We start from the raw sequence: 23735 nt of genomic DNA, 5'->3' as shown, positions 1-23735 counted from the left end.
GTATATGACGGCCCCGGCCCCTCCGATGGAGGTGCCGGGGCCGTCGTCGCACGTCCAAACGTTGCGACCCACCTGTTTTGCACGTCCTATCCAGGGACGAGACGTGCAAAACAAGTGGCTACTACCGGTGAGAACCGAGCGTGACTACGCCGCCGGCGTCTCCGCCCATGGGTCGGGCTTCCACAAGGGATGAATCTCGATCGTGGTCTGTCCGCTGCCCTCGACGCCCTTACGTCCGGCAGCCCCCCGAGTGACCACGACTCGGCGAATGAGGGACCGGAGAATTCGGTTCGTCTCAGCGGCCTCGAACGTGTCCCACTCTTCGAGCAGGCCGACGGCGAGGGGGATCAGTTCGGCGCGCTGCGGCATGGCCTCGACCTGTGCCGCCTCTTCAAGGGCTTCGGTAACGGTCTTCTTATCCTTCAAGATCCGTTCCCGTGCGGCCTCGAATACGCCCTCGGGGTACGCCTCGGGGTTCGTGGCGCGGTCCACGGCGAGGTTGGTGAGGGCGTTCGTAAGCCGTGTCTGTTCGGCTTGAAGGCGTTCCCGCTGTCGACCCGCGGCGGCGCGTTCGTCGCGGGGTTGTGGGATGGGCGTGGGCGGTTCAGCGTCGATGTCCGCGGCGACCTCTCGGGCAAGCCACGTCCGTACTTCGTCCTCGACAATGAGGCGCTGTACCCATACCGGGTTGTCACAGAGGCCGTTGCGGCTCTGACCGCAGGCGAGGGCATAGCCGAGGATGCGGCCGGCGGCACGCCGGGCTGAGGTATTGGCGGCGCCCTGTCGGCAGCCTCCGCACCGTGCGAGGCCGGTGAGGGGATAGAGGGGGTTGCGAGCCCGCGGCGCGATGAGGCGCCGTTCGGCGCTGTGGGCCTCGTATCTCTCCCAGGTCTCCGGGTCGATGATCGCCTCGTGCGCCCCGTCTATGTGTATCCATCGCGTGCAGTTGCCGCCGTTGGCTGTGTAGTCGCAATGGCAGTCAGGGTGATGGACTCGGAGCAGCCCCGCGGGGAATCCGGCCTGCATGTATCGGCGCACGCTGTCGTCTCGCCATGGGTTTCCGTCGCTTGTGCGGTAGCCGAGGCTGTTGAGCCATGCGGCGAGGCTTCCGTATCCGTCGGGTGCCGGTTGTCCGATACCGAGTTTGCGGCTCCACAGGGTTTCGATGTCCACGCGCGACGACTCGTCGACCTCGTACCGCTCATCTTGGGTGATCCACTCGCCGAGTTTTGTGGGGTGGGGGATGCGGCGGGGGTACCAGATGTACCCGAGGCGTTTGCCGCCGGTGGCTGGTAGGCCGTGGGCGCGGCGCCACTGGTGGGTTTCCTTCCACTGTTCGCCGGCGCGGTCGGATTCGAACACGGCGAGGTCGAACAGGATGCGCCGGTTGAAGCGTCCGACTGCTGTGCGCACGTCGATGTCTTCCGTGGCGGAGGCGAGTTGTCCGCCGGCGTGTTCGAGGCGGGCGAGGTTGACGGCGATGCCGAGATCGTTACGGCCGAAGCGGCTGAACTTCCATACGGCGATGCCTCGGGCTTCGCCTTTCTCGACGCGCTGGATGCCGCCCATGATCTTGCGTTTGAAGTTTCGGCCGGTTGCGTCAAGGTCGATGATCAGTGGTTCGAGCAGGCGTCGACCGGTCCGCCTGGCCCATGCTCGTAAGGCGGTTTCCTGTAGTTCGGGGCTGATCTTCTCCTCTCTCCATGTGCTGACGCGGATGTATCCGAGCCAGGGTTCGCCGTCGATTTCCGGCGAGCCTTGGAAGGTAGGCGGTACGTGCAGTTGCGTCACTGTGCCTTCCGTTCGTGTTCTGCGCCCCCATCGTTCGGCGGGCGCATCTTGATAACGTTGTCTTTCGTGCTGGTTTCTGGGGTGCCGTCGTTGAACAGGCCGGTCCCCACGTCGCGTAGCGCCTGGCGGTACCCCTTGACCTCGGCGGCTGCGAGTCGGGCGTTAGTGGCCTGGTGTGTTTTCTCCGTGTGGTGCGCGGCGGCGACGGCGCCGATTGTTACCACTGCGGATCCGGCCCATGTGAGCCGTTGGTTCTTGCGGACGAGACCGAGCAAGACGCCGGATATGCCAGAGGCAAGCATTAAAGGTGCGAGGACATCGGCGGCGCGGTTTCTCATTCGGTCTCTCCTGTGTGAGAGGTCAGGTGCCGGCGGCGCGGTTTCCGTCGTTGGTCCTGGCCTGTTGTTGGCGTAGCAGTGTGGTGGTCATGGCGACGAATAGGCCGTGTTCCGGTTCGTCGACGAAACCTAGCCCGACGGCCGCTTGCTCGATCGTGAGCGAGCCGGCATCTGGCGTGGAAAGTGTTGCGTTGCGCACGGCGGCGAGTTCTTCGACGGTGGCGATGCCGGCGCGAACGAGCACTTCCCCGTAGCTCACGTTCAGAGTCTTCGCGATGGTTTTGAGTACGTCGGTATCTGTGGCGCCCTGGCCGTTGAGGATGCGTCCCACCGTGGAGCGGCCGAGGCCGGCGTCTTCAGCGAAGCGCGATTGCCCGCCCCCGCGTGGTGTGAGGACGTAGCCGCGTTCTTCGAGGCACGTGCGCAGCCACGCGCCGAAGGCGCGTCTCGTCTGCTCTTCGTCCCGCTCGGGTTCTTGTTCCATCCGTGGAACATACCGCGCACGGGCGGTCCGTACGCGCACACGTCAAAAACCGGCCTCTTGGCCGTCCGAAATGCCCCCATGCCAACTGGCCCCCATGTCGAACAGGTGAGCGAAACCCTACAGGAGGCTCGCGTTCCGTGGCCACCGATTCGCTTGGCGTGATCAGTAAGCGCCCTCTGGCCAGCGTAGATGGGGATTTGGTGAGGGAAAAGTAAAAATCCTCGGTCACGTTCCGCACGCATTGATCTTGCGCGGACCGCCCACGCGTGTACTGTTCCATCCGTGGGCGATACGTACCGCCCACGGGAAGGACAGTCAGTCACATGTACGACCGCTCAACCCTGCACGCCGCCGCGCGAAGCCTCGGCGACCACCGCCCCGTAGACCTACAGGGCCGGTTGAAGGTTGCACGGACAACGGCATGGCGCCTGTGGCACGGCCGCAACGCTCCGTCCGCCGCCCTCGCCGTTGTCGTCGAGCAGCACTACGGCGTGACCGCCGCCCAGCTCCTCACACCGACGCCGGCCCCCAAGCAGGCCGCCATATGAGCGCGGACGTGATCCCCCGCGCGCAGGCCATCGCCAACGCGCGCCGCGTCCTCGACGCCGCCCGCGCCCGCCGCGACACCGACCGTGCCGCCGGCCGCCTCGCCCCCGAGGTCGAGCTGATCATGCGCCGCCTCGAACGCCAGCAGCGCCAGCAGGCCCCGGCCCCCGCGCACCGCGCCGCCGCCTGAAAAGCACGGCGGGCCGCCCGGATTGCGCCCGGACGGCCCGCCCGACAGCACCAGAAAGGGCACCATCGTGAACACCCCGCAGAGTACCCGCATCCCCCGCGCCATATCTGGCCTACAGGGCGCCCACCGCGCCCGCCGGCAGCTCACCCGCCGCAGCGTCATCGCGCGTCAGCTCGAACAGATCGCCCCCGGTACCGCCGCCGCGCAGACGTACGCCGGCGAGGACGGCCGCGCCAAGTGGGTTGTCCTCGCGGGCGCCGACAGCCGGCCCGTGGGTGCCGATGCCGAGCAGCACCGCGCCGCGTACGGCCTGTTGCGCCGGTTGCTCCCCGAGGTCGATTGGACCGGAGCGCGCACATACGACGTGGCCACCGGCACCGTGACCGACACGGAGCCGGCCGCGTGATTGCCCCTCAGCTCACCGTCGACGGGCAGGCCGTTCGCCTGCCCGTCGGCAGCCGCGCCGCCGCCCTGCTCGACGACCTCGCCCTGTCGTACGCCGCCGACCCGGACACCGTGGGCGCCCTGCTCGCCGCGCACGCCGCGCGCGTGCTGCGCCTCGACTTCGCCGAGGTTTCCGAGGACATGCCCGACCACGTGCGCGCCATGCGCGCCGCCGAGGCCGACGGCACCCGCGAGGCCCTGCTCGACGAGTGCCCCAGCGCCGACCGCCTCGACGACGTGCTCACGCCCGACGACGCAATCACCCTCGGCACCCGCCTCACCAGGCTCGCCGCCCACATCCGCCACCGCACCGCCCGGAGCCCGCGCCCGTGACCGTCACCGCCCTGCCCCTGCCCGCCGCCCCGGCCGCGCCGATGCCCGCGGCACCGGTCCCGGCACCGATCTACCAGCCGGCCCCCGCCGGCGCCCCTGCCGATGCGCCCCGCGTCTTTGCTGCCATCGCCGCGGTGATGCGCGACGTGATGCCCGTCGCCAAGGACAAGGAGAACCAGCAGCAGCGCTACAAGTTCCGCGGAGTCGATGACGCGATGTCCGCCATGGCCGGACCGATGCGCGCCCACGGCCTGTTCATCCTGCCTAGCATCGCCGCCCACCGCGCCGAGCGCCGCGGCGAGAAGATGACGCACGTCAACATCACCATGCGGTACCACGTCTACGGGCCCGCGGGTGACTGCCTCACCGCCGAAGTACCGGGCGAGGCAAGCGACTTCGCCGATAAGGCCACCAACAAGGCCCAGTCCGCCGCACTGAAATACCTTCTGTTCACCCTGTTCATGATCCCCGTGGACGGCCGCAGCATCGACGATGGCGACCGGGATCACCCCGTCGAGCCGCCCGCCGAGCACCGCGCCGAACGCCAGCAGCGCACCCAGCAACGACAGCAGCGCAACCCGCGCGGGCAGCAGCCGCGCCGCTCCCACCGGGCCGAGCCCGCACCATGGGAGCAGGCACCGCAGCCCTCGCGTCGCGACTACCTCGCCGAGGCGATGCAGGCGCCGAGTCGCGAGGCGTTCGACGCGATCCGGGCCGCCGCCGTCAAGGCCGGCGCCCCTGCCGACTACCTCGACCGCCTCGACGCCGTGGCCCGCCAGCGCGAGCAGGCCGTCACGAACAACCCGCACCGCCACCGCGACCCGGAGCAGGGCGACCACCGCGAGACACCGGCCGAGCAGGAGGCCGCCGTACTGGCGAACGTCGAGCGAACCCGCGCCGAGGCCGAGAACCGGCTCAGGCTCGCCGCCAGTCGCGCCAACCTGCCCACCCTCGACGCCGACTTTGAACGCGCGTTCGGCAAGACGATCGCCGAGGCCCCGGCCGTCACCCTCGACGCGTTCCGCAAGCAGATCGAAGCCGCCGCCGGGGGTGGCCAGTGACCGAGCAGCCCCTCACGGACATCGAACAGCACCACCTCGACACCGTCACCGACCGCATGGGCCTCAACCGGCTCGACGTCGAAGAGCGGGCCGCGCGCGGCGAGGAACCCGCGGAGCCGGCCGCCGAAGTGGCCGAGGCCGGCGAGGAATCGACCGCGCCGGATCCGACGGCCGTGCGTGATGCCGTCACCCGTCAGGCCGTCCTCGGCGCCCTGCTCGACCAGGTCAAGGACGCGTACAAGGACGCCAAGAGCACCGCCGACGACCTGCTCGAACGGCAGTACAAGGCGAGCGGCACCACCAAGACGGACGCCACCTTGCCCAACGGAACGAAGGTGGGCAGCGTCTCGCGACAGGGTGGCGAGCGGGCCGCGCAGGTGGTCGACGAGGAAGCGTTCCGCGTATGGGTGCGCGACCACTTCCCCACCGAGCACGTCGTCGAGGTCATCCCCGCCCAGGTGGTGACCAGCGTGCGCCCCGGTTTCTCCGGCAAGGTCCTCGCCGAGGCGACCGCGGCCGGCGCCGCCCGGTACGTCGACGAGACGTCGGGAGTGGTGCACGACGTGCCCGGCGTCGAGATACGGCCGTCCCGCGCCGCCTCCCACCGCATCACCTACACCCGCGGTAGCAAGGCGCAACCCGCCACCGGCCGTGAGTTGGTCGCCGTTGCGTGGCGTACCGGCGACCTCGCCGACCATCTGCCCGCCCTCGCCCCCACCCCGCCGGCGCCGGCGGAAGGGGGCGAGCAGTGACCCGCGCGACCGCCGCCAGCCTCGCCGCCATGCGCCGCCGCCTGGACGAGCCGCCGCCCGAGAACGTGCCCGGACAGCTCGCCGTCGACGTCAAGGCGCCGGCCGCCGAGGACAAGCCGCCGAACGTGTGCGACTACGGCAACCCCCGATGTGGCGCCGTCCCCGTCCGCTTCTACGCGAACGGCTGGAAGTGCGACGAGCACCAGCCGGCCCGCACCAGCCGGCGCCCCACCCACTGAACCGGACCGGCGGCGAGGACGAGCCCCGCGCCCCTCGCCGCCGGCCGCACCACCCCGACAGGAGCAACCCCCGCCGTGACCCTCGACGCCATGGATTGGGTGTGGCAGCACTCCCGCACCCGCGGCAACCCGCGCATGGTCATGCTCGCGGTAGCCGACGCCATCACCGGGCCCGAGGCGACCGCACGTATCGGCACCGCGGCCCTGGTGCGCCGCCTGAACGCCACCAAGGGCACCACGCTTGCCGCCGTCGCCTCGGCCATCGAGTCGGGCGAGTTGGAGACCGTAGAGCCGGCCGCAGGCAGTCGCGCCGCCCTGTACCGCATCCCCGAGGCCGTCAACTACACCCGCCGTAGTGGTCGGGAATCCAGACCACAACCCCAGCGGTCGGAAACTCCGACCACAAACCGTTTGCGGTCCGAGGCCCCGACCACAACCGCGCCGGATAGCGGTCCGGAATCCGGTCCGCAAGGGGAAGAGACCCAAGACGGTTTCTGGTCGGGATTCCAGACCGCTAGTGGTCCGGAATCCGTACCCCATCACTCACCCATAGAGGGAGTGAGTGAAGGAGTGAGGGAGCGCGGGCCGTCGCGCGTCGCTCCCATCCCGGAGTTCGCCCGCCCCCTGGTCGACGCGATCACCGCCGCCGGCGTCATCGTCCGATGGGACCTGAACCCCGCCGAGTGGTTCACCCTCGACGCCCTGATGAAGCGGTCCGGCGCCGACATGCTCGCCTCGGCCGCCGTCCGCGCCGCCGGCCGCCGCGACGTCTCCCACGCCCGCTACTTCCTGCGCGCGTGGAACGGACTCCCGCCCGCCCCCGCCGCTGGCACCACACCGGCTGTCCCCGCCGCGGGCCCCGGAGCCGACGTGATCCCGCTGAACCGTTCCCGCACCGCCGGCACCGGCCGCGCCGCACAGGCCGCCGGTTGGTACGCCGACCTGCTCGCCGAGGAGAAGTAACCCGATGGACCGCCCCCAGGTCGCCGCCCTGCTCGCCTACGCCGACCGCCTCGACCCCGACCGGGCCCCCAAGACCCGCGAGGCCGCCGGCGAACGGCTCGACCAGTGGGCCGACTTGCTGTCAGACGTCGCCCCAACCGCGCCCCACCCCGAGGGCCGTCACTGGGACGCGTCCCAGGTTGTTCGCCACCACATCGCCACCAGCCCCTACCCGATCCGCCCGTCGGACGTGTCCCGGCCGTGGCACACCTTCAAAGCCGATGTGATCGGCCGCCATCACGACCCCGTGCCGGCCGTCGACCCGGACAACTCCGTTGCGTACGTGCAAGCCCTGTATGCGGGCCGGCAGGCCGTCGCCGTCGGAGCCGTCACCGCTACGTCGTACCGCGAACTGACGTACGGCGCCGCCGCCACGCTCACGCCCGGCGAGCGCTCCAGGGCCGAGGCCCGCCGCGCCGCCCTCGGCGAGTACATGCCGCGCAGCGTTGCTGACGCCCTCGCCGAGCACCGGCCCCGCCGAGCAGCGCGCGAGCGGGCCGCCGCCGAGAACCGGCCCGACGCCCTCGATGTGGCGTGCCCTTACGAGCACTGCCTCGCCGACGCCGGCGACCCGTGCCGTAACGCCCGCCGTGTCCCCCGCGCCACCCCTCACCCGTCCCGCCTCGACCTCGCCACCGTCCGCCACACGGCCCAGGAGACCGCCCGATGAGCCCGACCCCGAAGCAGGCCCGCCAGCACCGCCGCAAGGCCAAGACGACCGACCGCACGCACAACGTCAACTCATTCCGCATCGAGGGGAGTTGGAACGACCGACCCGAGAAGCCGGCCGCGACCAAGACGCCCGACAAGCGCAAGGCGTACCGCATCGCCCGCACGTGGGCCGCCGATGGGGCGTACGTGATCGTTCAGGAACATACGGGGTGGGACACGTGGCGCACCCTCGACGAGTTCGACGGCCCGGCCCTGCTCGCCGAGCAACGTGCAGCGCACCGCGCCGCCATCGACGAGGCCCGCCAGCGTGCCGAGGAGGTCGAGCGGCGCCTCGCCGATGCCGAGGCCCGCGACCTCGAACAGGCCGCCCTCGAACGGCTCATGATGTGCCCGCCCGTCCCCCGCGAGGCCACCGGGCGCGTCACCGCCCGCCACACCGCAGGAGCCCGCCCGTGACAACTCCCCACGCTGCAACCGCCGTTGTTCGCGCCGCACTTGAAGACTCCACCGTGCGCGAGTTGTTGAACCGGCCCGGCATGGCCGCGTGGCGCATCATCCGCGCCCTTGAAGTCGACGGGTGGGCGATCACGTCCGCCCCGACCGCGAACGGCCCGGAAACGGCCGCGCACAGCCCCCGCTAGCAGGTCACCCCCCCGGGAATTCTCGGATTCCTGCGCATTCCCACCTGCTATCGTCCAGCCTTGGGCGGTATTTACCACCCAAGGCTCATGCATCTAATCGGCGGAGGTATCCACATGGCGCCCATAGCCCGGACCGTGCCGACCCCGGCCGACCGCTTCAACGCCAAGACGAAGCCCGGCCCCTGGTCACTCCGCCGAGACTGCCCCGGCACCTGCCGTCTGTGGGACGGAGCGATCAACGAGGACGGTTACGGGCACTTCTGGCTCGATGGCCGCACCGTCAAGGCGCACCGCGCCGCCGTCACCCTCGCCGACGGGGCGCCCGTGCCCGCCGACCTCGACGTTGACCACCGATGCCGGCGCCGCGCGTGCGTGAACCGCGCCCACCTCGAACCGGTGACCCACCGCGAAAACGTGCTGCGCAGCTCGAACCACGTCGCCGCCCGTGCCGCCGTCACGCACTGCCCGGCCCGCCACGCCTACGACGAAGCGAACACCATCCGCGCGGCGAACGGGACCCGGAAATGCCGCGCGTGCAAGAACGCCCGTGCCCGCGCCCGCCGCGCCGAGGCCCGCATCGAGCAGGCCGCCTCCGTCATCCCCCTGCCCACCCACCGCATCCGTGAGAGGACCGCCGCGTAATGGCTGGAGACACGACCATCACCGTCATCGGCAATCTGGTCGACGACCCCGAGCTGAAGTTCACCCCGTCCGGTCACGCCGTGGCGAAGTTCCGCGTGGCCTCGACGCCCCGCACGTTCGACCGCCAGACCAACGAATGGAAGGACGACGAGAGCCTGTTTCTGACGTGCTCCGTGTGGCGACAGGCCGCCGAGAACGTCGCCGCCTCCCTAGCCCGCGGAACCCGCGTCATCGTTCAGGGACGGCTCAAGCAGCGCTCTTACGAGGACCGCGAGGGCATCAAGCGCACGGTGTACGAACTCGACGTCGAGGAAGTCGGGCCGAGTCTGCGCAACGCCACCGCCGCCGTCACCAAGGCCAACGGCCGCCAGAACACCACCTCGAACCGCTACGGCCAGCAGGCGCAGCAGGGCGGATATGGCCACGGCCAGCAGGCCCAGGGCGACCCGTGGCAGTCCAACGCCCCCACAGGCCGCTACAGCGACGAGCCGGCGTTTTGACCGATCCCGCGCGCGCCCGCGACCGGTCGCCGGCCGCCCCGCGCGCGCGGGAAGCCGCCCGTTCGTGTGCATCACGTCCGTGTTCACCGCCACCCCGAACACCACACGTGCAGTGGTTCACCGCCAACACCGCGAAGTCCGCACCGTTTCAGGAGTCGCCCCCGTGCCCGAGCAGCCCACCCCCGCCGAGGTTGTCGACCTCGACCAGCACCGCCCCGCCGTCGACACCGTGGCGCAGCACGGCCGTTGTGGTCGCGCCCTCGCCACCGGCGCCCCGTGCCCCGATCACCCCGTCTCGCCCTCGGCCGCCCTGCTCGCCGCCACGGCCGGCGCCGGCGAAGCCCTCGCCCGCGGCATGGCCACCGTCGGGCCGAACGGCCGTCGCGCCGTCGAGGAGACGCGCCAGTCGATCGAGTTCCACGCGAGCAGCAGCTCGCCCACGCTGCACGCCCTCGCCGCCGCCCTGCTCGACCCCGAGCCGCGCACCGCCGATGCCGCGTACGCCACCGCCCGGACCCTGCTCGCCGCGCACACCCGCGAGTGCGCCCGCCTTGCCCGGACGCACCGCGACGACACCCGCGAGCGATGGGGAGTGACCCGCGGCACCCGCGCCCTGCTCACCGGCATGGACAGTGTCCGTAAGGCCCTCGACGCGCACGCCGTCGACCTCGACCCGGCCGAGGCGCAGCAGTGAGCCCCATCGAGGGCGCCCTCACCGTGGCCACCGCCGTCCTCGCCGGCTCACCCATCGGCGCCTACCTCGCCCGCCGAGCCCCCGGCCCCCGCGACCGCCTCGACCGCCGCGACCCCCGCGACCGCGCCGAGCGTCGCCGCGCACAGGACGACCGCGACCTGTTGCGCCTCGCCCGCCACGACCGCGGCAGACGAAGGGACCCGCACCCGTGACGACGTGCCGACGATGCGGCCGGCCCCTACGCCGGCCCGCCGTCGACCGCCTCGGCCCCATCTGCCGCCGTCGCGCCCGCGCCGCCGACGGCCCCCACGCCGGCCTACCCGTCGCCCGCGGCGCCCGACAGCCCACCCTCGGCCAACTCACCTTCCCCGAGCAGGAGTTCACCCCGTGACCCAGCACCAGCGCGCCCCCAAGGGCCGCAACCGCGACCGCACCGACCGGCGGGCCGTCCTCGGCGTACTGCTCGCCCGCGCCGACCGCGGAACCCTGTCCCCCACCGAGGCCGCCCTGTTGCGCGAGCACGTCACCGAAGAGATGCGCCTCGGCGACAAGAACCGCCGGGCCATGGCCGGCACCACGCAGGCACTCGACCGCCACCGCGAGGCCGCCGACGCTGCCATACGGGAGATGGAACAGCGGGCCGTCGACGCCGAGGAACAGCTCACCGCGTACCGGGCCGTCACGGAACAGCGCTCCAATCGGCAGGCCCCCGCCCAGCAGGCCGAGGCCACCCTCGCCCGCGTGCGCACCGCCACCAGCCTCGGCGCCGCCCTCGCAGCCGTGGCCGAACACGACGGACTGTCGCCCGAGCAGGTCGCCGTACACACTGCGTTCGCCGAGGCCGCCGACAGCACCGAGGCCCGCCTCGCCGAGCAGGCCCGCGCCCACGCCGTCGAGTTGGCCACCGTCCGCCGCACGGCCGTGCACCAGCTCGACATCCTCGGCGCCGCCCTCACCGCCACGCGTGACCGCGCCATCCGGTACCGAACCGCATGGCTCGCCGCCCGTCGCGACCGCCTCGCCGACCGCGCCGCCATGGCCGCCGAGTTGCCCGACGTCATCGCCGGCCGACAGGCCCGCGCCGCCGGCCTCACCACGACCGAAGCCACCGACCACATCCGCCAGTACGGCGCCGCCGGCATCCCGTCCGCCCAGTTCGTCACCACCACGGAGCAGCCCCGATGAGCACCCCGACCCGTACCGCGCCCGTCACCTCGCCGGCCGCCGGCCGCCGCGCCGCCGTCGACCTCGCCGCCGTACGCGAGCAGTGGGGCGACCTGCTCGCCGCCATCGAGCAACCCCCGGCCGCCGAGTGGCCGCCGCGCGAGTGCGCCGGTTTCCTCGACCAGCTCACCGCCGCGCAGGCCGCCGACGACCCCATGCCGTCCGAACCGACCATCGGACGCGTGCCGTTGACACTGCGCGAGCACCCCGCCCCCCTCAACCTCACCGCCCTCGACGCCGCCCTGTCCGTCGAGCGCGACCTGTTCGACCTCGCCGACGCCGTGGCCGAGCAGGTACAGCGCCCCGCCGTCGACGAGGACGACCGCGACAACCTCGCCCGATGGAACCTGCCCACCTCCCGCGACATAGGCCCGGCCGCCGCAGCCTCGGCCGGATCCCGCGCGTACGGGCTGCATTGGGCCGCCGTATGGCTGGAAGGGCGAGCCCTCGACGAGCCGGCCGGCGACCTGTTCCGCCCCCTGCCCGCCCGGCTCGCCGAGCACGTCGCCAGCATGGCCGGCCGCGCGCGCCGGACCATCGAGCGGGCCCTGAACCGCGACAGCAGGTCGACCACGCTCAACTACCCGTGCCCCTGGTGCGGCGGGCCGCTCATCGGCGTCACGCAGGCCGGCGACATCCCTGCCGTGTTCTGCGCCCACGGCGAGCAGTGCCCGGCCCCGGCCGTCCTCGACCACCGCCGCCGCGTGTGGCGGGGTGCCGAGTTGGTCGACCTGTGGTCGGGGGTTATGGCCGCGCGCGAGCGGGCCGAGGAACAGCAGGCGTAGCAACTCCCATGGGGCGTATCGGTGTTGGGTCCCTGCGGATGCCCAACCAAGGGTTGTGAACTCAGTTCTGAACTCGGTACAGTGCGGATTGCCGGACGTCACCCGGCACACAGCACCGACAAGCCAAGGGAGCACCCCCTATGCGCGTCACCATCCCCGGCGCCCTCGCCGACCACCTCGCCCACACCGACCTCACCACCGGCCCGGCCGCCGCCCACCCTGCCGCACCCGACGCACGCGCCACCCTCGACGCCGGCACCCGCGGACGCGGCCGCACACTCGTCATCACCCCCCGCTCGACCGCCGCACTCCAGTTCATCAGCGCGTTCGCCGAGGCCATCCTCACGAACCGCCACCTCCACACCCCGGCCGAGGCCCGCGCCGCCCGCACATGGCTCGACCGCGCCGGCCGCGCCACCTCGACGCTCGCCGCCGACCTCGCCGCAGCCCAGGACGAGGCACCCTACGGCGCCGCCCTGGTCACCGAGGCCGAGGGCACGTGGCGCGGCGAGTGGATCGGCGAGAGCACCAACGTGCCCACCCTGTTCCCCCTCGACCGCGAACAGGGCGCCCTCTTCGCGTAGCCCGCCCGGCCCGCCCTCACCCGAGGGCGGGCCCCAACCCAGCAGGAGCAGCACAGATGAGCAACGACCAGCAGCCCGAACCCGACGAGGAGCCGGGCAAGGCTTGGACACCGGGCGAGATCCGCCGCGCCACGCGGGGGCCGCGCCGCCTCGAACCCTCCCCCGCCGGCCAGCACCTCGCCGAGCAAATGCGCGCTCTCATCGTCGAGTTCGAGCACTCCCGCCGTGGCGAGGTCATCGCCGCCGGCGGAGACCCCGACGAGGACCGCGACCCGCTCGAATTCGTACGCGACCTCGCCGAGGGGTACGAGCAGCACCGCGACGACGAGGCCGCCCTCGCCCGGTACCTCGACCAGGTGGCCCGGCAGCTCACCCCCGAGGACGTGCGCGCACTGCGCGTCGCCGCCGAGGCCGTCAAGAAGGTCACGCCCCTGATCATCCGCATTGCCGCGGACGAGGACAGCATGACGCCCGCGCAGATCGCCGAAGACCTCGGCATGACCGAGTCGTACGTCTACCGGATGTTGCGCGAGCACCGCGCCAATTTCGACCCCCAGTAGCCCGCACACAGGTGCGGCCCGCACACGGTGACGTCACCACCGGGCGGGCCGACTAACCGATGGGAGCAACCCCCATGGCCACCACAGAGACTACCGGCGCCCTCACTCTCGACCAGCGGCGCGCCGCCGTGCGCCGTCTCGCCGCCGAGCAGGTATCCAACCGCGAGATAGCGCGCCGCCTCGGCATCCATCACCGCACCGTGGCGCGCGACCTCGACGCACCAGTGCCCGCGCCGGCGCCGGACCCCGCGCCGCAGGAGGAGCCAGAGACCGCACCGCCGACCTCGACCAGCGGCGCAACACCCGCGCCACGGCACCCGTCGCTCATCAAGGAACTCGACCCGCGGCTCATCCAAGACCTGAACGTGTTAGTGGACCGGCGCACCGGCGCACTTCCGTCGCCACTGGATCGGATCGTGCGCGCCTACGCCGACCGGACCCGCGAAGTGTGGCGCGCGTACTGGGAGCGCCAGGCGCAGGAGGAGGGGTAGCGCCGGCGACCGGTCGCGCGCCGGCCCGCGCACGCGAGTTGCGCCGTTATCGATCTGTGACCTAAAGTTGGGGCCGTCTCCGGCGTGCCCGCACACGGGCCGCGCGCATGCAGACCGAACGCCCCCCGTCCGCCGCGGGGGGCGTTTCGCATTCCCGCCCCGACCGAGGAGCCGCCCCGTGATCTTCAAGGTTCGCCCCGACACAGACCGCCTCGCCCAGGACGCTTACGCGGCGTACGCGGCGAGCATCGACAACAAGAGCATCCGCGGCGAGGACCTGCCCCCGTGGACCGAACTGACCACGCCCGTACAGAACGCATGGAAGCTCGCCGCCGAGGCCGTACACCACCGCGTCGAGCAAAACGCTTAGAGCGACTTAACGGATCAGATACACAGATCAGGGCATAGGTAGTGAGTGGACCTGGAGTGCAACAAATCGCGCACTCTCTACATAGTCACGCGCAGCGACAGGTGTGACCGTCACATCGCCGTGCATTGCTCGGTTGCGCAGTTGCCGTAGATCGTGGAACACCGAAACACCTCGCGGCGAAAGCCCCAAGTGATCCAGCGCTTCAATGATCTGGTTCGGAAGTAGCAGACGGGCAGCCCCGCGAGGCTCTGGCAGAGCTCCGCGCTTTGCGAGCTCACGTTTTGACAGCGACTCCAGCAGGAGCCAGGCGGTAACCAGCGCTCCGATCGGTGAGACGTCCGCCATATTCCACGCCTCCTGGAACACCCCGAACTGCGACGTCTGATCCTCCGCCGTACCGCCTCCTGTTGGCGACTCAGGCTCCGTGTCAGCGGCCAACTCTTCAGCCTCAGAACGGATCTCACGTGCGTCTGTCGCGAACTCGATGGAACCAGCAGGTGTTTCGAGCCGCGTCATGCGCCTCAACGGGATGTGGTTCCGGAGCGTCCACGCCAGAACGACCGTCACCAGCGGCCAGACCACGGCTTGCACGTACTTCAAGACAAGTTCAGCGACTTCCACTACGCCATGGTGGCGTGTTCGGAGCTGTGTTGATCAGTCCACCCGTGTTCCGTGACGGAGGTGAGACATGGGCCGCCCCATCACCGACGACGAACGCCGCCGCGTCCGCGAACTGCACGCGCAGGACAAGAGCCGGAACGAGATCGCCCGCGCGCTCGGCCGGTCGCCCTCGACCGTGTCGAAGATCGCCGCTGCATTCGAGCCGCCGCTCACGTTCGACCGCGCCGCCGAGGTGGCCGCCGCGACCGCCGTCCGCACGGCGGACCTAGCCGACCGCCGCGCATCCCTCGCCCTCGCCCTACAGGCCGACGCCGAGCGGCTACGCGCCCAGCTCTGGCAACCGACCATCTACGGCGAGTTCGCAGGCAAAGACGGCAAGTGGCAACAGGTCAACCTCGACCAACCCCGCTTTGCCGACCAGCGCCAGATCATCGGCGCCACCGCGACCGCCATTCAGCAGTCCCTACGCCTTGCCCCAATCGAGGTCGGCGAGGGCGCCGAGCAGGTACGCAGCATGTTGGGCGCCCTCGGCGACGCACTGACGCAGGCCGCCGGCGACCCGGATCCGGGGGAGGCCGCGTACGGGGGGTGAGCCGTGGTGCTCAACCTCGACCGTCTGCCCCTGTCCCGCAAACAGCTCACGTCCATCGGGCAGGCGACCGCCCGTATCAACCTCTGGCATGGGTCGGTCCGGTCCGGCAAGACGATCGCCTCGCTACTCGCGTTCGTGATCGCCGTCGCGACGGCCGGCCCGTCTGGTCTGATCATCGTGTGTGGGCGCAGCCTCCAGACGATCGAACGCAACGTTCTCGAACCCCTGCAAGACCGGAGCCTGTTCGGGCCCCTCGCCCGGCACATCGTGCACACCCGGGGCGCCACCACGGCCACCATCCTCGGCCGCACCGTCCACCTGATCGGTGCCGCCGACGCGCGCGCCGAAGGCCGGCTACGTGGCCTCACCGCGCAGCTCGCCTACGTCGACGAGGCGACCCTGTTGCCCGAGGGTTTTTGGACGCAGCTACTCGCCCGCCTGTCCGTGCCCGGCGCCCGCCTGTTCGCCACGACGAACCCCGACTCGCCGCGGCACTGGCTCAAGACGGGTTACATCGACCGCGCCGCCGAACTGAACTTGCGCGCGTGGCACTTCAAGCTCGCCGACAACCCGTCGTTGTCGCCCGAGTACGTCGCCGATCTCTCCGCCGAGTACGTCGGTCTGTGGCGCCGCCGCATGATCGATGGGGCGTGGGTGGTCGCCGAGGGCGCCGTCTATGACATGTGGGACGAGGCCCGTCACGTCGTCGACGAGTTGCCCGCCATGCGCCGGTACTGGTGCGGCATCGACTACGGCACAACCAACCCGTTCGCCGCCGTCCTACTCGGCGAGGGCATCGACGGCCGCCTGTACGTGACGAACGAGTGGCGCCACGACTCCCGCGCGAAGCACCGCAGCATGACCGATGCGCAGTACAGCGCCGCCGTCCGCACGTGGCTCGCCGACCTCGCCGTGATGCCCGAGTGGACGTTCATCGACCCGAGCGCCGCCTCCTTCTCTACGCAGATGTGGCAGGACGGGCACCCCGGCCTCGCCCGCGCACGCAACGACGTGACGGAAGGCATCCGGTCCGTGGCCGCCTTGCTCGCCGCCGGCCGGCTACTGGTGCACGAGTCCTGTACGGGCCTGCTCGACGAGTTGCCCGGCTACTCATGGGATCCCAAGGCCACCGAGCGCGGCGACGATGCCCCGATCAAGTTGGACGACCACAGCGCCGACGCACTGCGCTACGCCGTGCACTCCACCGCCCACGAGTGGCGCCACCTACTCACAATCGCCGCCTAGCCGTTCTGCCTCCTGACATACGCAACAGCAGTCATGCCTATGCCGAACAAGGCAGGGAAGGCCGCGCCTCCGGCCATGACCGCGGCTAGCGGCGATGCCCCCAACGCCCCCAACGCAACGGCAACGAGGACTCCCAGAATCATGCTCGTCTCAGTCATGATCACGACCTCATACACACGGTGATTGCACACCGGTGCCGGTTCCGACATGGGCTGTTCCTTTCGTCTCGTTGACAGCCCGATCACGAGGCGTTGCGTACGCCTCCTTCCAATCACTTATACGAATCGCACATACCGCTGGTTTCCTTACTCTGTGTAATCGACGGTTCTCGATAGTGGCTTGCTCGCGCCTCTAGAGGACCGGCAGGACTGGCCTACTGAGCGACAACCCAGGAGGTGACTACCGATGCCGCTGCCTGCGGACAACACCCCGTGGCCGCCCCCACAGTGGGCCCGGCACTACCGCGAAATGGCCATCGATGACGCGTGGTACTCCGGCGACCGACACCGCCTGTCCCGCCTCTACCGCCACCACGCCACCCGCGAGCGGAAATGGCGACTGTGGGGGCGCCGCCGCCACGACGACACTCGGCCGGACCACCGCCTACACGTCCCCCTCGCCGGCGACATCGCCGCCACGTCCGCGGATCTCTTGTTCGCCGACATGCCGAAAATCACGGCCGCGGACACCGCGACTCAGGATCGCCTCGACGACCTCGCCGACCGCGGCCGGCTACAATCCCTCTGCCTCGGCGCCGCCGAGCAGGCCGCCGCCCTGTCCGGCGTCTACCTGCGCACGACGTGGGACCGCGACGTTGCCGACTACCCGATGATCACGACCATGCAACCGGACGCCGCCATACCCGAGTTCAGGTTCGGCATGCTCCGGTCGGTCCTGTTCTGGCGGGAACTCCCCGGTCCCGGCGGGGACCGCGAAGTATGGCGGCACATCGAGGCACACGAACCCGGCTACGTCCGGCACGCCCTGTATCAGGGCACCCGCGACAACCTCGGCCGGCTCATGTCCCTCGCCGACCACCCAGACACGCGCGCCCTGGTCGACAGCCTCGACCGCGAAGGGGACGGGCAGACCATCAGCACCGGGATACTGCAGCTCACCGCGAGTTACGTGCCGAACATGCTGCCCAACCGGCTGCACCGCACCGCGCCGATTGGGCGCAGCGACTACGCCGCCCCGATTCACGACCTGTTCGACAGCCTCGACGAGACATGGACGAGTTGGATGCGAGACATCCGCCTCGCCCGCGCACGGCTGATCGTTCCGGACGGGTACCTACGCGACAACGGCCCCGGACAGGGCGCATCGTTCGACGCCGACCAAGAGGTATGGGCCGGCCTGAAGATCCCACCGACCGAGGGCGGGAACGGCATCACCCTCGCCCAGTTCGGGATCCGAGTCGACGAACACCGGACGACCGCCGAAAGTCTGGTCAAGCAAGCAGCACAGGCCGCCGGCTACTCGCCCAGTTCGTTCGGCCTCGACGCCGATGGACAACCGGCGACCGCAACCGAAGTTGACGCCCGGACACAGCGCAGCATGATCACCCGGACCAAGAAGGCCGGACACTGGCGGCACGCCCTCACCGAGCAACTGCACGTACAGCTCTTGCTCGACCGCGCCCTGTTCGGCAGCAGGGTCACGCCGCAGCGCCCCACCGTCGAGTTCGGTTCGGGCGTGGCCGAGTCGATGCAGTCGGTCGGGACGACCCTCGACCTGCTCGCCCGCGCCGGCGCCGTCAGCACCTCGACCAAGGTCAAGGTGCTGCACCCGGAATGGAACGACGACGCCGTTAAGGCCGAGGTCGCGCTCATCCTCTCCGAGACCGGAGCAGCCGCGCCCGACCCCGTCGGGACGTTCCCCCTCTAATTCGCCCAGCCTGCGCCGCAGTCCGCTGTCAAGTACACGAGTTCATCACGGACGGCATCATTTCGGCCGCCTCGTTCTTGCTCATTCCAGCGTCCTGAAGGGATTGGAACAAGTCCTCTTGGCTACCTGAGTCACCGTCGCGATAGTGGGAGCACACCTCCCGCTGCTCATCAGCCGTCAGCGAATCCCAACGCTTTTCGACAGCGTCAAGGTCAGCTGAGCCAACCGCAGTTGGATTGGAATCGGGCTTATCGCTACTATCGCTACAACCCGCAAGAATCGCGACAAGAGCCGCGCTCCCAGCGAACGCTAAGAGCTTCCTCATCTCTGCCAATACCCCTCTATGCCTACCTGTTTCCGTACCACGACGACAGACCAAGGATATGCCGAGGAGATCCCCCGTTCGGTCTCGAAGTTTGCGGCGAGCCCCATTCAGGCGGCTACTCAGGGGGTGAATCGATGCCGATTCACCCAGGCGTGGTCGAAGACCTCGCGACCAGGACCCGCGACCTCTACGCGCAGGCCGAAGAACGTCTGTTGGGCATCATCGCCCGCCAGCTCGCCGCCGGCCTCGACGCGCCCGGTTGGACCGAGCGCAAGCTGTCTGCCGTGCAGGCCCTACGCACCGCCTCACAGGCCGTTGTCGACGAGGTGGGCAAGGCCGTCACCCTCGACGTGTTCGACGCCGTGGCCGAGGCGTACAACATCGGTCACCGGTCCGCCGTCGCCGAGTTGGGCGCCCTGTCCGACGACGCTCGCCTGCTGGTCGACGACGTCACCCCGCAGGCGCAGGCCGTCGACCGCCTCGCACAGGAAACCGTCGACCTGCTCACCGACCGGCACCGGTCGATTCTGCGGACCGTCGAGGACGGCTACCGGGCCGTTGTCGCCGAGGTGACCGCAACGCCCCTGCTCAGTACCGGCACGCGCCGGCACGCCACACAGGACGCCATGCGCGCATGGGCCGACCGCGGGATCACGTCGTTCGTCGACCGCGCCGGCCGCCGTTGGCAGCTCACCTCTTACGCCGAGATGGCCGTACGGACGTCCGTCGGACGGGCCGCCACCGAGGCCCACGCGCGCACCCTCACCGACGCCGGGATCGATCTCGTCATCGTGTCCGACGCCCCGCGCGAGTGCCCTCTGTGCCGCAGGTGGGAAGGCAAGGTGTTGTCCCTGTCCGGGCCCGCGGGCGCGCGCACGGTTGAGGTAGAGCACGCCGTCGAGGACGGCCGCATGGTCCGTGTGGACGTCGCCGGCTCCCTCGACGAGGCCCGACAGGCAGGGTTGCAGCACCCGAACTGTCGGCACTCGACGAGTGCCTACACCCCCGGCATCACACGCGTCGAGGAGCCGAACAGCGACCCGGACGGGTACGAAGCCGGACAGCGACAGCGCGCGATCGAACGGAACATCCGCCGGTACAAGAACCGCGCCGCCGCCGCGGTCGACCCCGAGTCCAAGCGCCAGGCGAACGCCAAGGTGAGGCAGTGGCAGGGCGCCATGCGCGACCACCTCGACGCCCACCCCGACCTACGCCGGCTCAGGCACCGCGAGCAACCGGGCGCCTCGAACATCCCCGAGCGGCGCGTCGAGGCGACGCCCGAGCAGGTCGACGCCGCCCGCGTGTGGTCCGGCGACGAGCGCAGCGTGCGCGGCATGACTGACGACCAGCTCGCCGCCGCGGAACGGTCGGGCCTGCTCGACCAGCGCGCCCGCGCCCGGATCGCCGCCGAGGCCGACCGCCGCGACCTCGCCGACCTGCTCGACCGCGCCGCCCCCGGCGGACGCCTCGCCGACGACCTCACGGGTTTGTCAGATACCGAGTTGGGCCGCCTGCTCGGACACGTCGACACGTCCGAAGCGCTCCGCATCGCCGGCGAGTTGGACCGCCGCGACGTGGCCGCGCGCCTGCCCGACGTCCGCACCGACCTTGTGCACCTGTCGGACGACCAGTTGGCCGCACGCGTGCGCGAGGCCATCGAGCACGGCACCGACGACGTGACCAGCCTCGCCGCCGAGGCACACCGCCGCGACCTGCTCGCCGCGTACTTCCCGAACGGCACTCTTGCCGCCGATCTCTCGGCCGTGGGGGACGACGCGTTGGCGTGGTGCATGCAGTACGCCAACGACGATGAGCTATTACGGATCGCCGCCGAGATGGACCGCCGCGACGCCGTGCCCCTGCCCGCACCGGCAGCGACCGGCGACGCCGTGGCCGACCTGCTCGCCGACCGCGACGCCCTCGCCGAGGCCATGGGCAACGCCCCCGACCCCGAGGGGTGGGGCACCCTTGCCGATGACGCAGCGTGGGCCGATGAGTTGGCAACCGCCATCGCCGCCGACGCCGCCCGAGGCGTGACCGAGGAGACCGCGCGCATCGTCACCCGGGCCGAGGCCCGCGCCATGTACGACGAGTACGTGTATCAGCAGATGCTCGCCGCCGAGGACGCCACGAACGGCTATCTCCTCAACAAGAAGGCGCAGGCCGCCGGGCACAACCCCATCACCTTGTTCAGCGGGCCGGCCCGCATCGCCTATGCGCGCGCGTCGGACGAGCTGAAAGAGTGGTGGGCGGAACACGGCCGGCTCACACAGGCCGAGTTCATCGAGAAAGTCACCGGCAAGGCGCAGAGGTGGGCCGCCGACGCCCGTAAGAACGAGTCCGACCACCAGAACAAGAGGTGAGCCGTGGGGACCCGCGAGGACATCGTGCGCGCCCTGTTGGCCGGCGCCGAGGCCGGACGCAACGGCGATGAGCCGACCACGTGCCCGTACCCCGCAACCTCCCTGCTCCGTACGGCATGGATCAAGGGCTATGCCCGCTCCCGGCCGGTCGCCGACCAAGGCGAGGGAGACGCCGGCACGTAGCGCTCACCCGATCACAGCACCCCCAGGGGCCCGCCACCGCGGGCCCCTTTTGCATGCCCGCGACCCCAGGAAGGGACCCCCCGATGCCCGAGTCGACCCCCTCGAACGCCCCCGCCGCGCCGGCCGCCCCGGCCGCACCCGTGGCGCCGGCCGCGCCGCAGGCCCCGGGCCCCGTCGCCCCGGCCGCGCCCGCCGTTCCGGCCGTGCCGCAGACTCCCGCCGCCGCGCCGACCGCGCCGGCCCCGGCCGCGCCCGCCGCCCCTGAGACGCAGGACATCGCGAGCCTGCCCCAGTGGGCACAGGACATGATCAAGGCCCAGCAGCCGGCCGCGGCCCCGCAGGCGCCCGCCGCGCCGGCCGCACCCGAGCAGCAGGCCCCGGCCGCCGAGGGCGACGTCAATCGTCTGCCGAAGTGGGCGCAGCAGGCCGTGACCGGCGGACAGGATGCCGCCCGGCAGCTCGCCACGCAGTCCGCCGTGATCGCCGCAGCGCCGGCCGCCGGCGCCGACGTGGGCCGCCTGCTCGACTCCCGCGCGTTCATGGACGCCATGGCGCAGGTGAACCCGGCCGATGCGACAGCCGTCACCGCCGCCATCACGGCCGCCGTGCAGGCAAACCCGCACCTCGCCCTCACCCTCGGCCCGGCCCGCGGCGGCGCGGCATTCGACGCCAACCCGGCCGGCGACAACAAGCCCACCACGCTCGACCAGGCCATTGCGGCGCGTCTCGCCGCGACCGGCTGATCACCCCACCCCTGCCCCATCGGGCCCGTAGACAGGAGCACCGCCCATGCCCGCCGTTTCTCTGGCCGAGGCCAAGAACAACGCACAGGATGACCTCGACGTGCAGGTCATCGACGAGTTCCGCAAGTCGTCCGCCGTACTCGATTCCCTCCAGTTCGAGCAGACCGTCAACCCGGCCGGCGGGGGCGCCACGCTCACGTACGGGTACCGGCGACTGATCACGCAGCCCACCGCCGGGTTCCGTGCGCTCAACAGCGAGTACACGTCCAGCAACGTGACCACGCAGAAGTACAGCGTGGATCTCGCCGTCCTCGGTGGATCGTTCGAGGTCGACCGCGTCATTGCGAAGATCGGCCCGGCCGCGTCCGGCGCCGTCGCGCTCAACATGGCGCAGAAGATCAAGGCCACGTCGACGGAGTTTCAGGACGCCGTGATCAACGGTGACACGGAAGTCGAGGAGAACGGGTTCGACGGCCTCGACAAGGCACTGACCGGCAGCTCGACCGAGTTCCGCGCGACGTCCGTCACGGACTGGTCGGACTTCGACACCGACGACCGTGCCGCGCACAAGGCCCTCGACGCCATCGACGAGTTCCTGTCCCTGCTCGACGGGGCGCCGTCGGTCATCCTCGGCAACGGCCTCGCCCTCGCCCGCGTGCGCGCCGCCGCCCGTCGGGCCGGCATGTACACCCGCAACCCGGTCGACGGCCTGCTCGGTCCCGACGGCCGCCCGGTCGAGCGCGAGATGTACGGCAACATCGTGTTCGTCGACCCGGGCGCCAAGGCCGGCACCAACGACCCGATCATCCCCGTGGAGAACCGGACCGTGGGCGGCACCGCGGCGACCGGCCTCACCGACCTCTACGCCTACCGCGCCGGCCTCGACGGGTTCCACGCCGTGGCCACCGCCGGCGGACAGATCGTGTCCACCTACCTCCCCGACTTCACCACGTCCGGGGCGGTCAAGAAGGGCGAGGTGGAAATGGGACCGGTCGCCGTCGTCCTCAAGGCCACCAAGTCCGCCGCCGTGTTCCGCAACGTCAAGGTCCGCTAATGGCCGTGATCGAGACACCCCGCGAGGGGTTCACCGGCCGTGGCGTGGCCGGCCTCACGTTCGAGGACGGCCGCGCCGAGACCGACGACCCTGCCGTGATCGCCTACGCCAGACGCCACGGCTACACCGTCACCGACGACGCCCCGCCCGCCAAGAAGCCGGCCGGCCGCCCACCGTCCAACAAGAAGTAGGGGGGTGAGCCGTGCCCCGTCGCCTCTACGCCACCGCGGACGACTACTTGGCATGGACCGGCGAGCAGACCGCGCCCGCCGACATCGCCCGCCTGATCGCCCGCGCATCCGAGGACATCGACGAGGCCCTACTCACCGCCGTCTACTGCACCGACGCCGCCGGCATGCCCACGCACGCCGAGGTGATC

34 protein-coding genes are annotated in these 23735 nt (G+C 70.8%); 30 read left to right on the top strand and 4 right to left on the bottom strand.

Annotation, left to right across the window (positions count from 1 at the left end):
* Positions 1-144 precede the first annotated feature (144 nt).
* The 3 genes from ABZZ74_RS47690 to ABZZ74_RS47680 are packed head-to-tail and all read right to left on the bottom strand — an operon-like array spanning position 145 to position 2613.
* Positions 145-1791, bottom strand: a complete 1647-nt coding sequence (locus ABZZ74_RS47690) for a recombinase family protein (protein WP_356950383.1) — start codon at positions 1789-1791, stop codon at positions 145-147.
* Positions 1788-2129 carry a hypothetical protein gene (locus ABZZ74_RS47685; RefSeq protein WP_356950382.1) on the bottom strand — a complete coding sequence of 114 codons (342 nt, stop codon included), beginning with the start codon at positions 2127-2129 and terminating at the stop codon, positions 1788-1790. The genes ABZZ74_RS47690 and ABZZ74_RS47685 overlap by 4 nt, the downstream gene beginning before the upstream one ends.
* A 22-nt stretch (positions 2130-2151) precedes the next feature.
* On the bottom strand, positions 2152-2613 hold the full coding sequence (locus ABZZ74_RS47680; RefSeq protein ID WP_356950381.1) for a helix-turn-helix transcriptional regulator: 462 nt from the start codon (positions 2611-2613) through the stop codon (positions 2152-2154).
* 323 nt (positions 2614-2936) lie between these two features.
* Here ABZZ74_RS47680 and ABZZ74_RS47675 point away from each other — a divergent pair, with 323 nt between their 5' ends.
* The 22 genes from ABZZ74_RS47675 (at position 2937) to ABZZ74_RS47570 (ending at position 14343) form a co-directional block, all read left to right on the top strand.
* On the top strand, positions 2937-3161 hold the full coding sequence (locus ABZZ74_RS47675) for an XRE family transcriptional regulator (RefSeq protein ID WP_356950380.1): 225 nt from the start codon (positions 2937-2939) through the stop codon (positions 3159-3161).
* On the top strand, positions 3158-3349 hold the full coding sequence (locus ABZZ74_RS47670; RefSeq protein WP_356950379.1) for a hypothetical protein: 192 nt from the start codon (positions 3158-3160) through the stop codon (positions 3347-3349). Before ABZZ74_RS47675 ends, ABZZ74_RS47670 begins: the two co-directional genes overlap by 4 nt.
* Before the next feature lie 67 nt (positions 3350-3416).
* Positions 3417-3755: a hypothetical protein gene (locus tag ABZZ74_RS47665; protein WP_356950378.1), complete on the top strand. Its 339-nt coding sequence runs from the start codon at positions 3417-3419 to the stop codon at positions 3753-3755.
* The gene (locus ABZZ74_RS47660; protein WP_356950377.1) at positions 3752-4126 is read left to right on the top strand and encodes a hypothetical protein; all 375 of its coding nucleotides are present in this window, start codon (positions 3752-3754) and stop codon (positions 4124-4126) included. The genes ABZZ74_RS47665 and ABZZ74_RS47660 overlap by 4 nt, the downstream gene beginning before the upstream one ends.
* Positions 4123-5187 (top strand): ERF family protein, encoded by a 1065-nt coding sequence (locus ABZZ74_RS47655; RefSeq protein WP_356950376.1) that lies wholly within the window; start codon positions 4123-4125, stop codon positions 5185-5187. The genes ABZZ74_RS47660 and ABZZ74_RS47655 overlap by 4 nt, the downstream gene beginning before the upstream one ends.
* The gene (locus ABZZ74_RS47650) at positions 5184-5939 is read left to right on the top strand and encodes a hypothetical protein (protein ID WP_356950375.1); all 756 of its coding nucleotides are present in this window, start codon (positions 5184-5186) and stop codon (positions 5937-5939) included. Before ABZZ74_RS47655 ends, ABZZ74_RS47650 begins: the two co-directional genes overlap by 4 nt.
* Positions 5936-6178, top strand: a complete 243-nt coding sequence (locus tag ABZZ74_RS47645; RefSeq protein WP_356950374.1) for an aromatic ring-opening dioxygenase LigA — start codon at positions 5936-5938, stop codon at positions 6176-6178. The genes ABZZ74_RS47650 and ABZZ74_RS47645 overlap by 4 nt, the downstream gene beginning before the upstream one ends.
* Positions 6179-6253: 75 nt before the next feature.
* Positions 6254-7141 (top strand): hypothetical protein, encoded by an 888-nt coding sequence (locus ABZZ74_RS47640; RefSeq protein ID WP_356950373.1) that lies wholly within the window; start codon positions 6254-6256, stop codon positions 7139-7141.
* A gap of 4 nt (positions 7142-7145) precedes the next feature.
* Positions 7146-7850, top strand: coding sequence for a cell surface glycoprotein (locus tag ABZZ74_RS47635; RefSeq protein WP_356950372.1), 705 nt, complete (start codon positions 7146-7148; stop codon positions 7848-7850).
* On the top strand, positions 7847-8308 hold the full coding sequence (locus ABZZ74_RS47630) for a hypothetical protein (RefSeq protein ID WP_356950371.1): 462 nt from the start codon (positions 7847-7849) through the stop codon (positions 8306-8308). The genes ABZZ74_RS47635 and ABZZ74_RS47630 overlap by 4 nt, the downstream gene beginning before the upstream one ends.
* On the top strand, positions 8305-8493 hold the full coding sequence (locus tag ABZZ74_RS47625) for a hypothetical protein (RefSeq protein ID WP_356950370.1): 189 nt from the start codon (positions 8305-8307) through the stop codon (positions 8491-8493). Before ABZZ74_RS47630 ends, ABZZ74_RS47625 begins: the two co-directional genes overlap by 4 nt.
* 114 nt (positions 8494-8607) lie before the next feature.
* A complete protein-coding gene (locus tag ABZZ74_RS47620) occupies positions 8608-9135 on the top strand; it encodes an HNH endonuclease (RefSeq protein ID WP_356950369.1) in 528 nt (175 codons plus the stop codon).
* Positions 9135-9635, top strand: coding sequence for a single-stranded DNA-binding protein (locus ABZZ74_RS47615; RefSeq protein WP_356950368.1), 501 nt, complete (start codon positions 9135-9137; stop codon positions 9633-9635). The genes ABZZ74_RS47620 and ABZZ74_RS47615 overlap by 1 nt, the downstream gene beginning before the upstream one ends.
* 163 nt (positions 9636-9798) lie before the next feature.
* Entirely contained in the window at positions 9799-10329 is a 531-nt protein-coding gene (locus ABZZ74_RS47610) for a hypothetical protein (RefSeq protein ID WP_356950367.1), read from the top strand.
* On the top strand, positions 10326-10541 hold the full coding sequence (locus ABZZ74_RS47605; RefSeq protein ID WP_356950366.1) for a hypothetical protein: 216 nt from the start codon (positions 10326-10328) through the stop codon (positions 10539-10541). The genes ABZZ74_RS47610 and ABZZ74_RS47605 overlap by 4 nt, the downstream gene beginning before the upstream one ends.
* Positions 10538-10720 (top strand): hypothetical protein, encoded by a 183-nt coding sequence (locus tag ABZZ74_RS47600; RefSeq protein ID WP_356950365.1) that lies wholly within the window; start codon positions 10538-10540, stop codon positions 10718-10720. The genes ABZZ74_RS47605 and ABZZ74_RS47600 overlap by 4 nt, the downstream gene beginning before the upstream one ends.
* Positions 10717-11514 (top strand): hypothetical protein, encoded by a 798-nt coding sequence (locus ABZZ74_RS47595; protein WP_356950364.1) that lies wholly within the window; start codon positions 10717-10719, stop codon positions 11512-11514. Before ABZZ74_RS47600 ends, ABZZ74_RS47595 begins: the two co-directional genes overlap by 4 nt.
* Positions 11511-12338 carry a hypothetical protein gene (locus ABZZ74_RS47590; protein WP_356950363.1) on the top strand — a complete coding sequence of 276 codons (828 nt, stop codon included), beginning with the start codon at positions 11511-11513 and terminating at the stop codon, positions 12336-12338. Before ABZZ74_RS47595 ends, ABZZ74_RS47590 begins: the two co-directional genes overlap by 4 nt.
* Before the next feature lie 140 nt (positions 12339-12478).
* Positions 12479-12922, top strand: coding sequence for a hypothetical protein (locus ABZZ74_RS47585; protein ID WP_356950362.1), 444 nt, complete (start codon positions 12479-12481; stop codon positions 12920-12922).
* Between the two features lie 56 nt (positions 12923-12978).
* Positions 12979-13482: a hypothetical protein gene (locus ABZZ74_RS47580; RefSeq protein ID WP_356950361.1), complete on the top strand. Its 504-nt coding sequence runs from the start codon at positions 12979-12981 to the stop codon at positions 13480-13482.
* 74 nt (positions 13483-13556) lie between these two features.
* Complete coding sequence (locus ABZZ74_RS47575) at positions 13557-13973, top strand: helix-turn-helix domain-containing protein (RefSeq protein WP_356950360.1); 417 nt, start codon at positions 13557-13559, stop codon at positions 13971-13973.
* A 178-nt stretch (positions 13974-14151) separates the two neighbouring features.
* Positions 14152-14343: a hypothetical protein gene (locus ABZZ74_RS47570; protein ID WP_356950359.1), complete on the top strand. Its 192-nt coding sequence runs from the start codon at positions 14152-14154 to the stop codon at positions 14341-14343.
* Positions 14344-14370: 27 nt separating this feature from the next.
* On the opposite strand, the gene ABZZ74_RS47565 is transcribed toward ABZZ74_RS47570, so the two are convergent.
* On the bottom strand, positions 14371-14964 hold the full coding sequence (locus ABZZ74_RS47565) for a hypothetical protein (RefSeq protein WP_356950358.1): 594 nt from the start codon (positions 14962-14964) through the stop codon (positions 14371-14373).
* A 67-nt stretch (positions 14965-15031) separates the two neighbouring features.
* Here ABZZ74_RS47565 and ABZZ74_RS47560 point away from each other — a divergent pair, with 67 nt between their 5' ends.
* The 8 genes from ABZZ74_RS47560 (at position 15032) to ABZZ74_RS47525 (ending at position 23547) form a co-directional block, all read left to right on the top strand.
* Positions 15032-15556 carry a helix-turn-helix domain-containing protein gene (locus tag ABZZ74_RS47560; protein ID WP_356950357.1) on the top strand — a complete coding sequence of 175 codons (525 nt, stop codon included), beginning with the start codon at positions 15032-15034 and terminating at the stop codon, positions 15554-15556.
* A gap of 6 nt (positions 15557-15562) precedes the next feature.
* Positions 15563-16801 (top strand): PBSX family phage terminase large subunit, encoded by a 1239-nt coding sequence (locus ABZZ74_RS47555; protein WP_356950384.1) that lies wholly within the window; start codon positions 15563-15565, stop codon positions 16799-16801.
* A 405-nt stretch (positions 16802-17206) separates the two neighbouring features.
* Positions 17207-18688, top strand: a complete 1482-nt coding sequence (locus ABZZ74_RS47550) for a phage capsid protein (RefSeq protein ID WP_356950356.1) — start codon at positions 17207-17209, stop codon at positions 18686-18688.
* A 459-nt stretch (positions 18689-19147) separates the two neighbouring features.
* Positions 19148-21376, top strand: a complete 2229-nt coding sequence (locus tag ABZZ74_RS47545; RefSeq protein WP_356950355.1) for a phage minor capsid protein — start codon at positions 19148-19150, stop codon at positions 21374-21376.
* A 3-nt stretch (positions 21377-21379) separates the two neighbouring features.
* Positions 21380-21559: an Rmf/CrpP fold protein gene (locus ABZZ74_RS47540; protein ID WP_356950354.1), complete on the top strand. Its 180-nt coding sequence runs from the start codon at positions 21380-21382 to the stop codon at positions 21557-21559.
* 83 nt (positions 21560-21642) lie between these two features.
* Positions 21643-22302 (top strand): hypothetical protein, encoded by a 660-nt coding sequence (locus tag ABZZ74_RS47535; protein ID WP_356950353.1) that lies wholly within the window; start codon positions 21643-21645, stop codon positions 22300-22302.
* 46 nt (positions 22303-22348) lie between these two features.
* Positions 22349-23356 carry a major capsid protein gene (locus ABZZ74_RS47530; protein WP_356950352.1) on the top strand — a complete coding sequence of 336 codons (1008 nt, stop codon included), beginning with the start codon at positions 22349-22351 and terminating at the stop codon, positions 23354-23356.
* Positions 23357-23361: 5 nt separating this feature from the next.
* Positions 23362-23547 (top strand): hypothetical protein, encoded by a 186-nt coding sequence (locus ABZZ74_RS47525; protein WP_356950351.1) that lies wholly within the window; start codon positions 23362-23364, stop codon positions 23545-23547.
* The last annotated feature ends 188 nt before the right edge of the window (positions 23548-23735 follow it).

The sequence above is a fragment of the Streptomyces sp. NPDC006476 genome, from assembly GCF_040612015.1.
Classification (GTDB): Bacteria; Actinomycetota; Actinomycetes; order Streptomycetales; family Streptomycetaceae; genus Streptomyces; species Streptomyces griseorubiginosus_B.
This window is presented reverse-complemented; position numbering and strand designations above follow the sequence as displayed.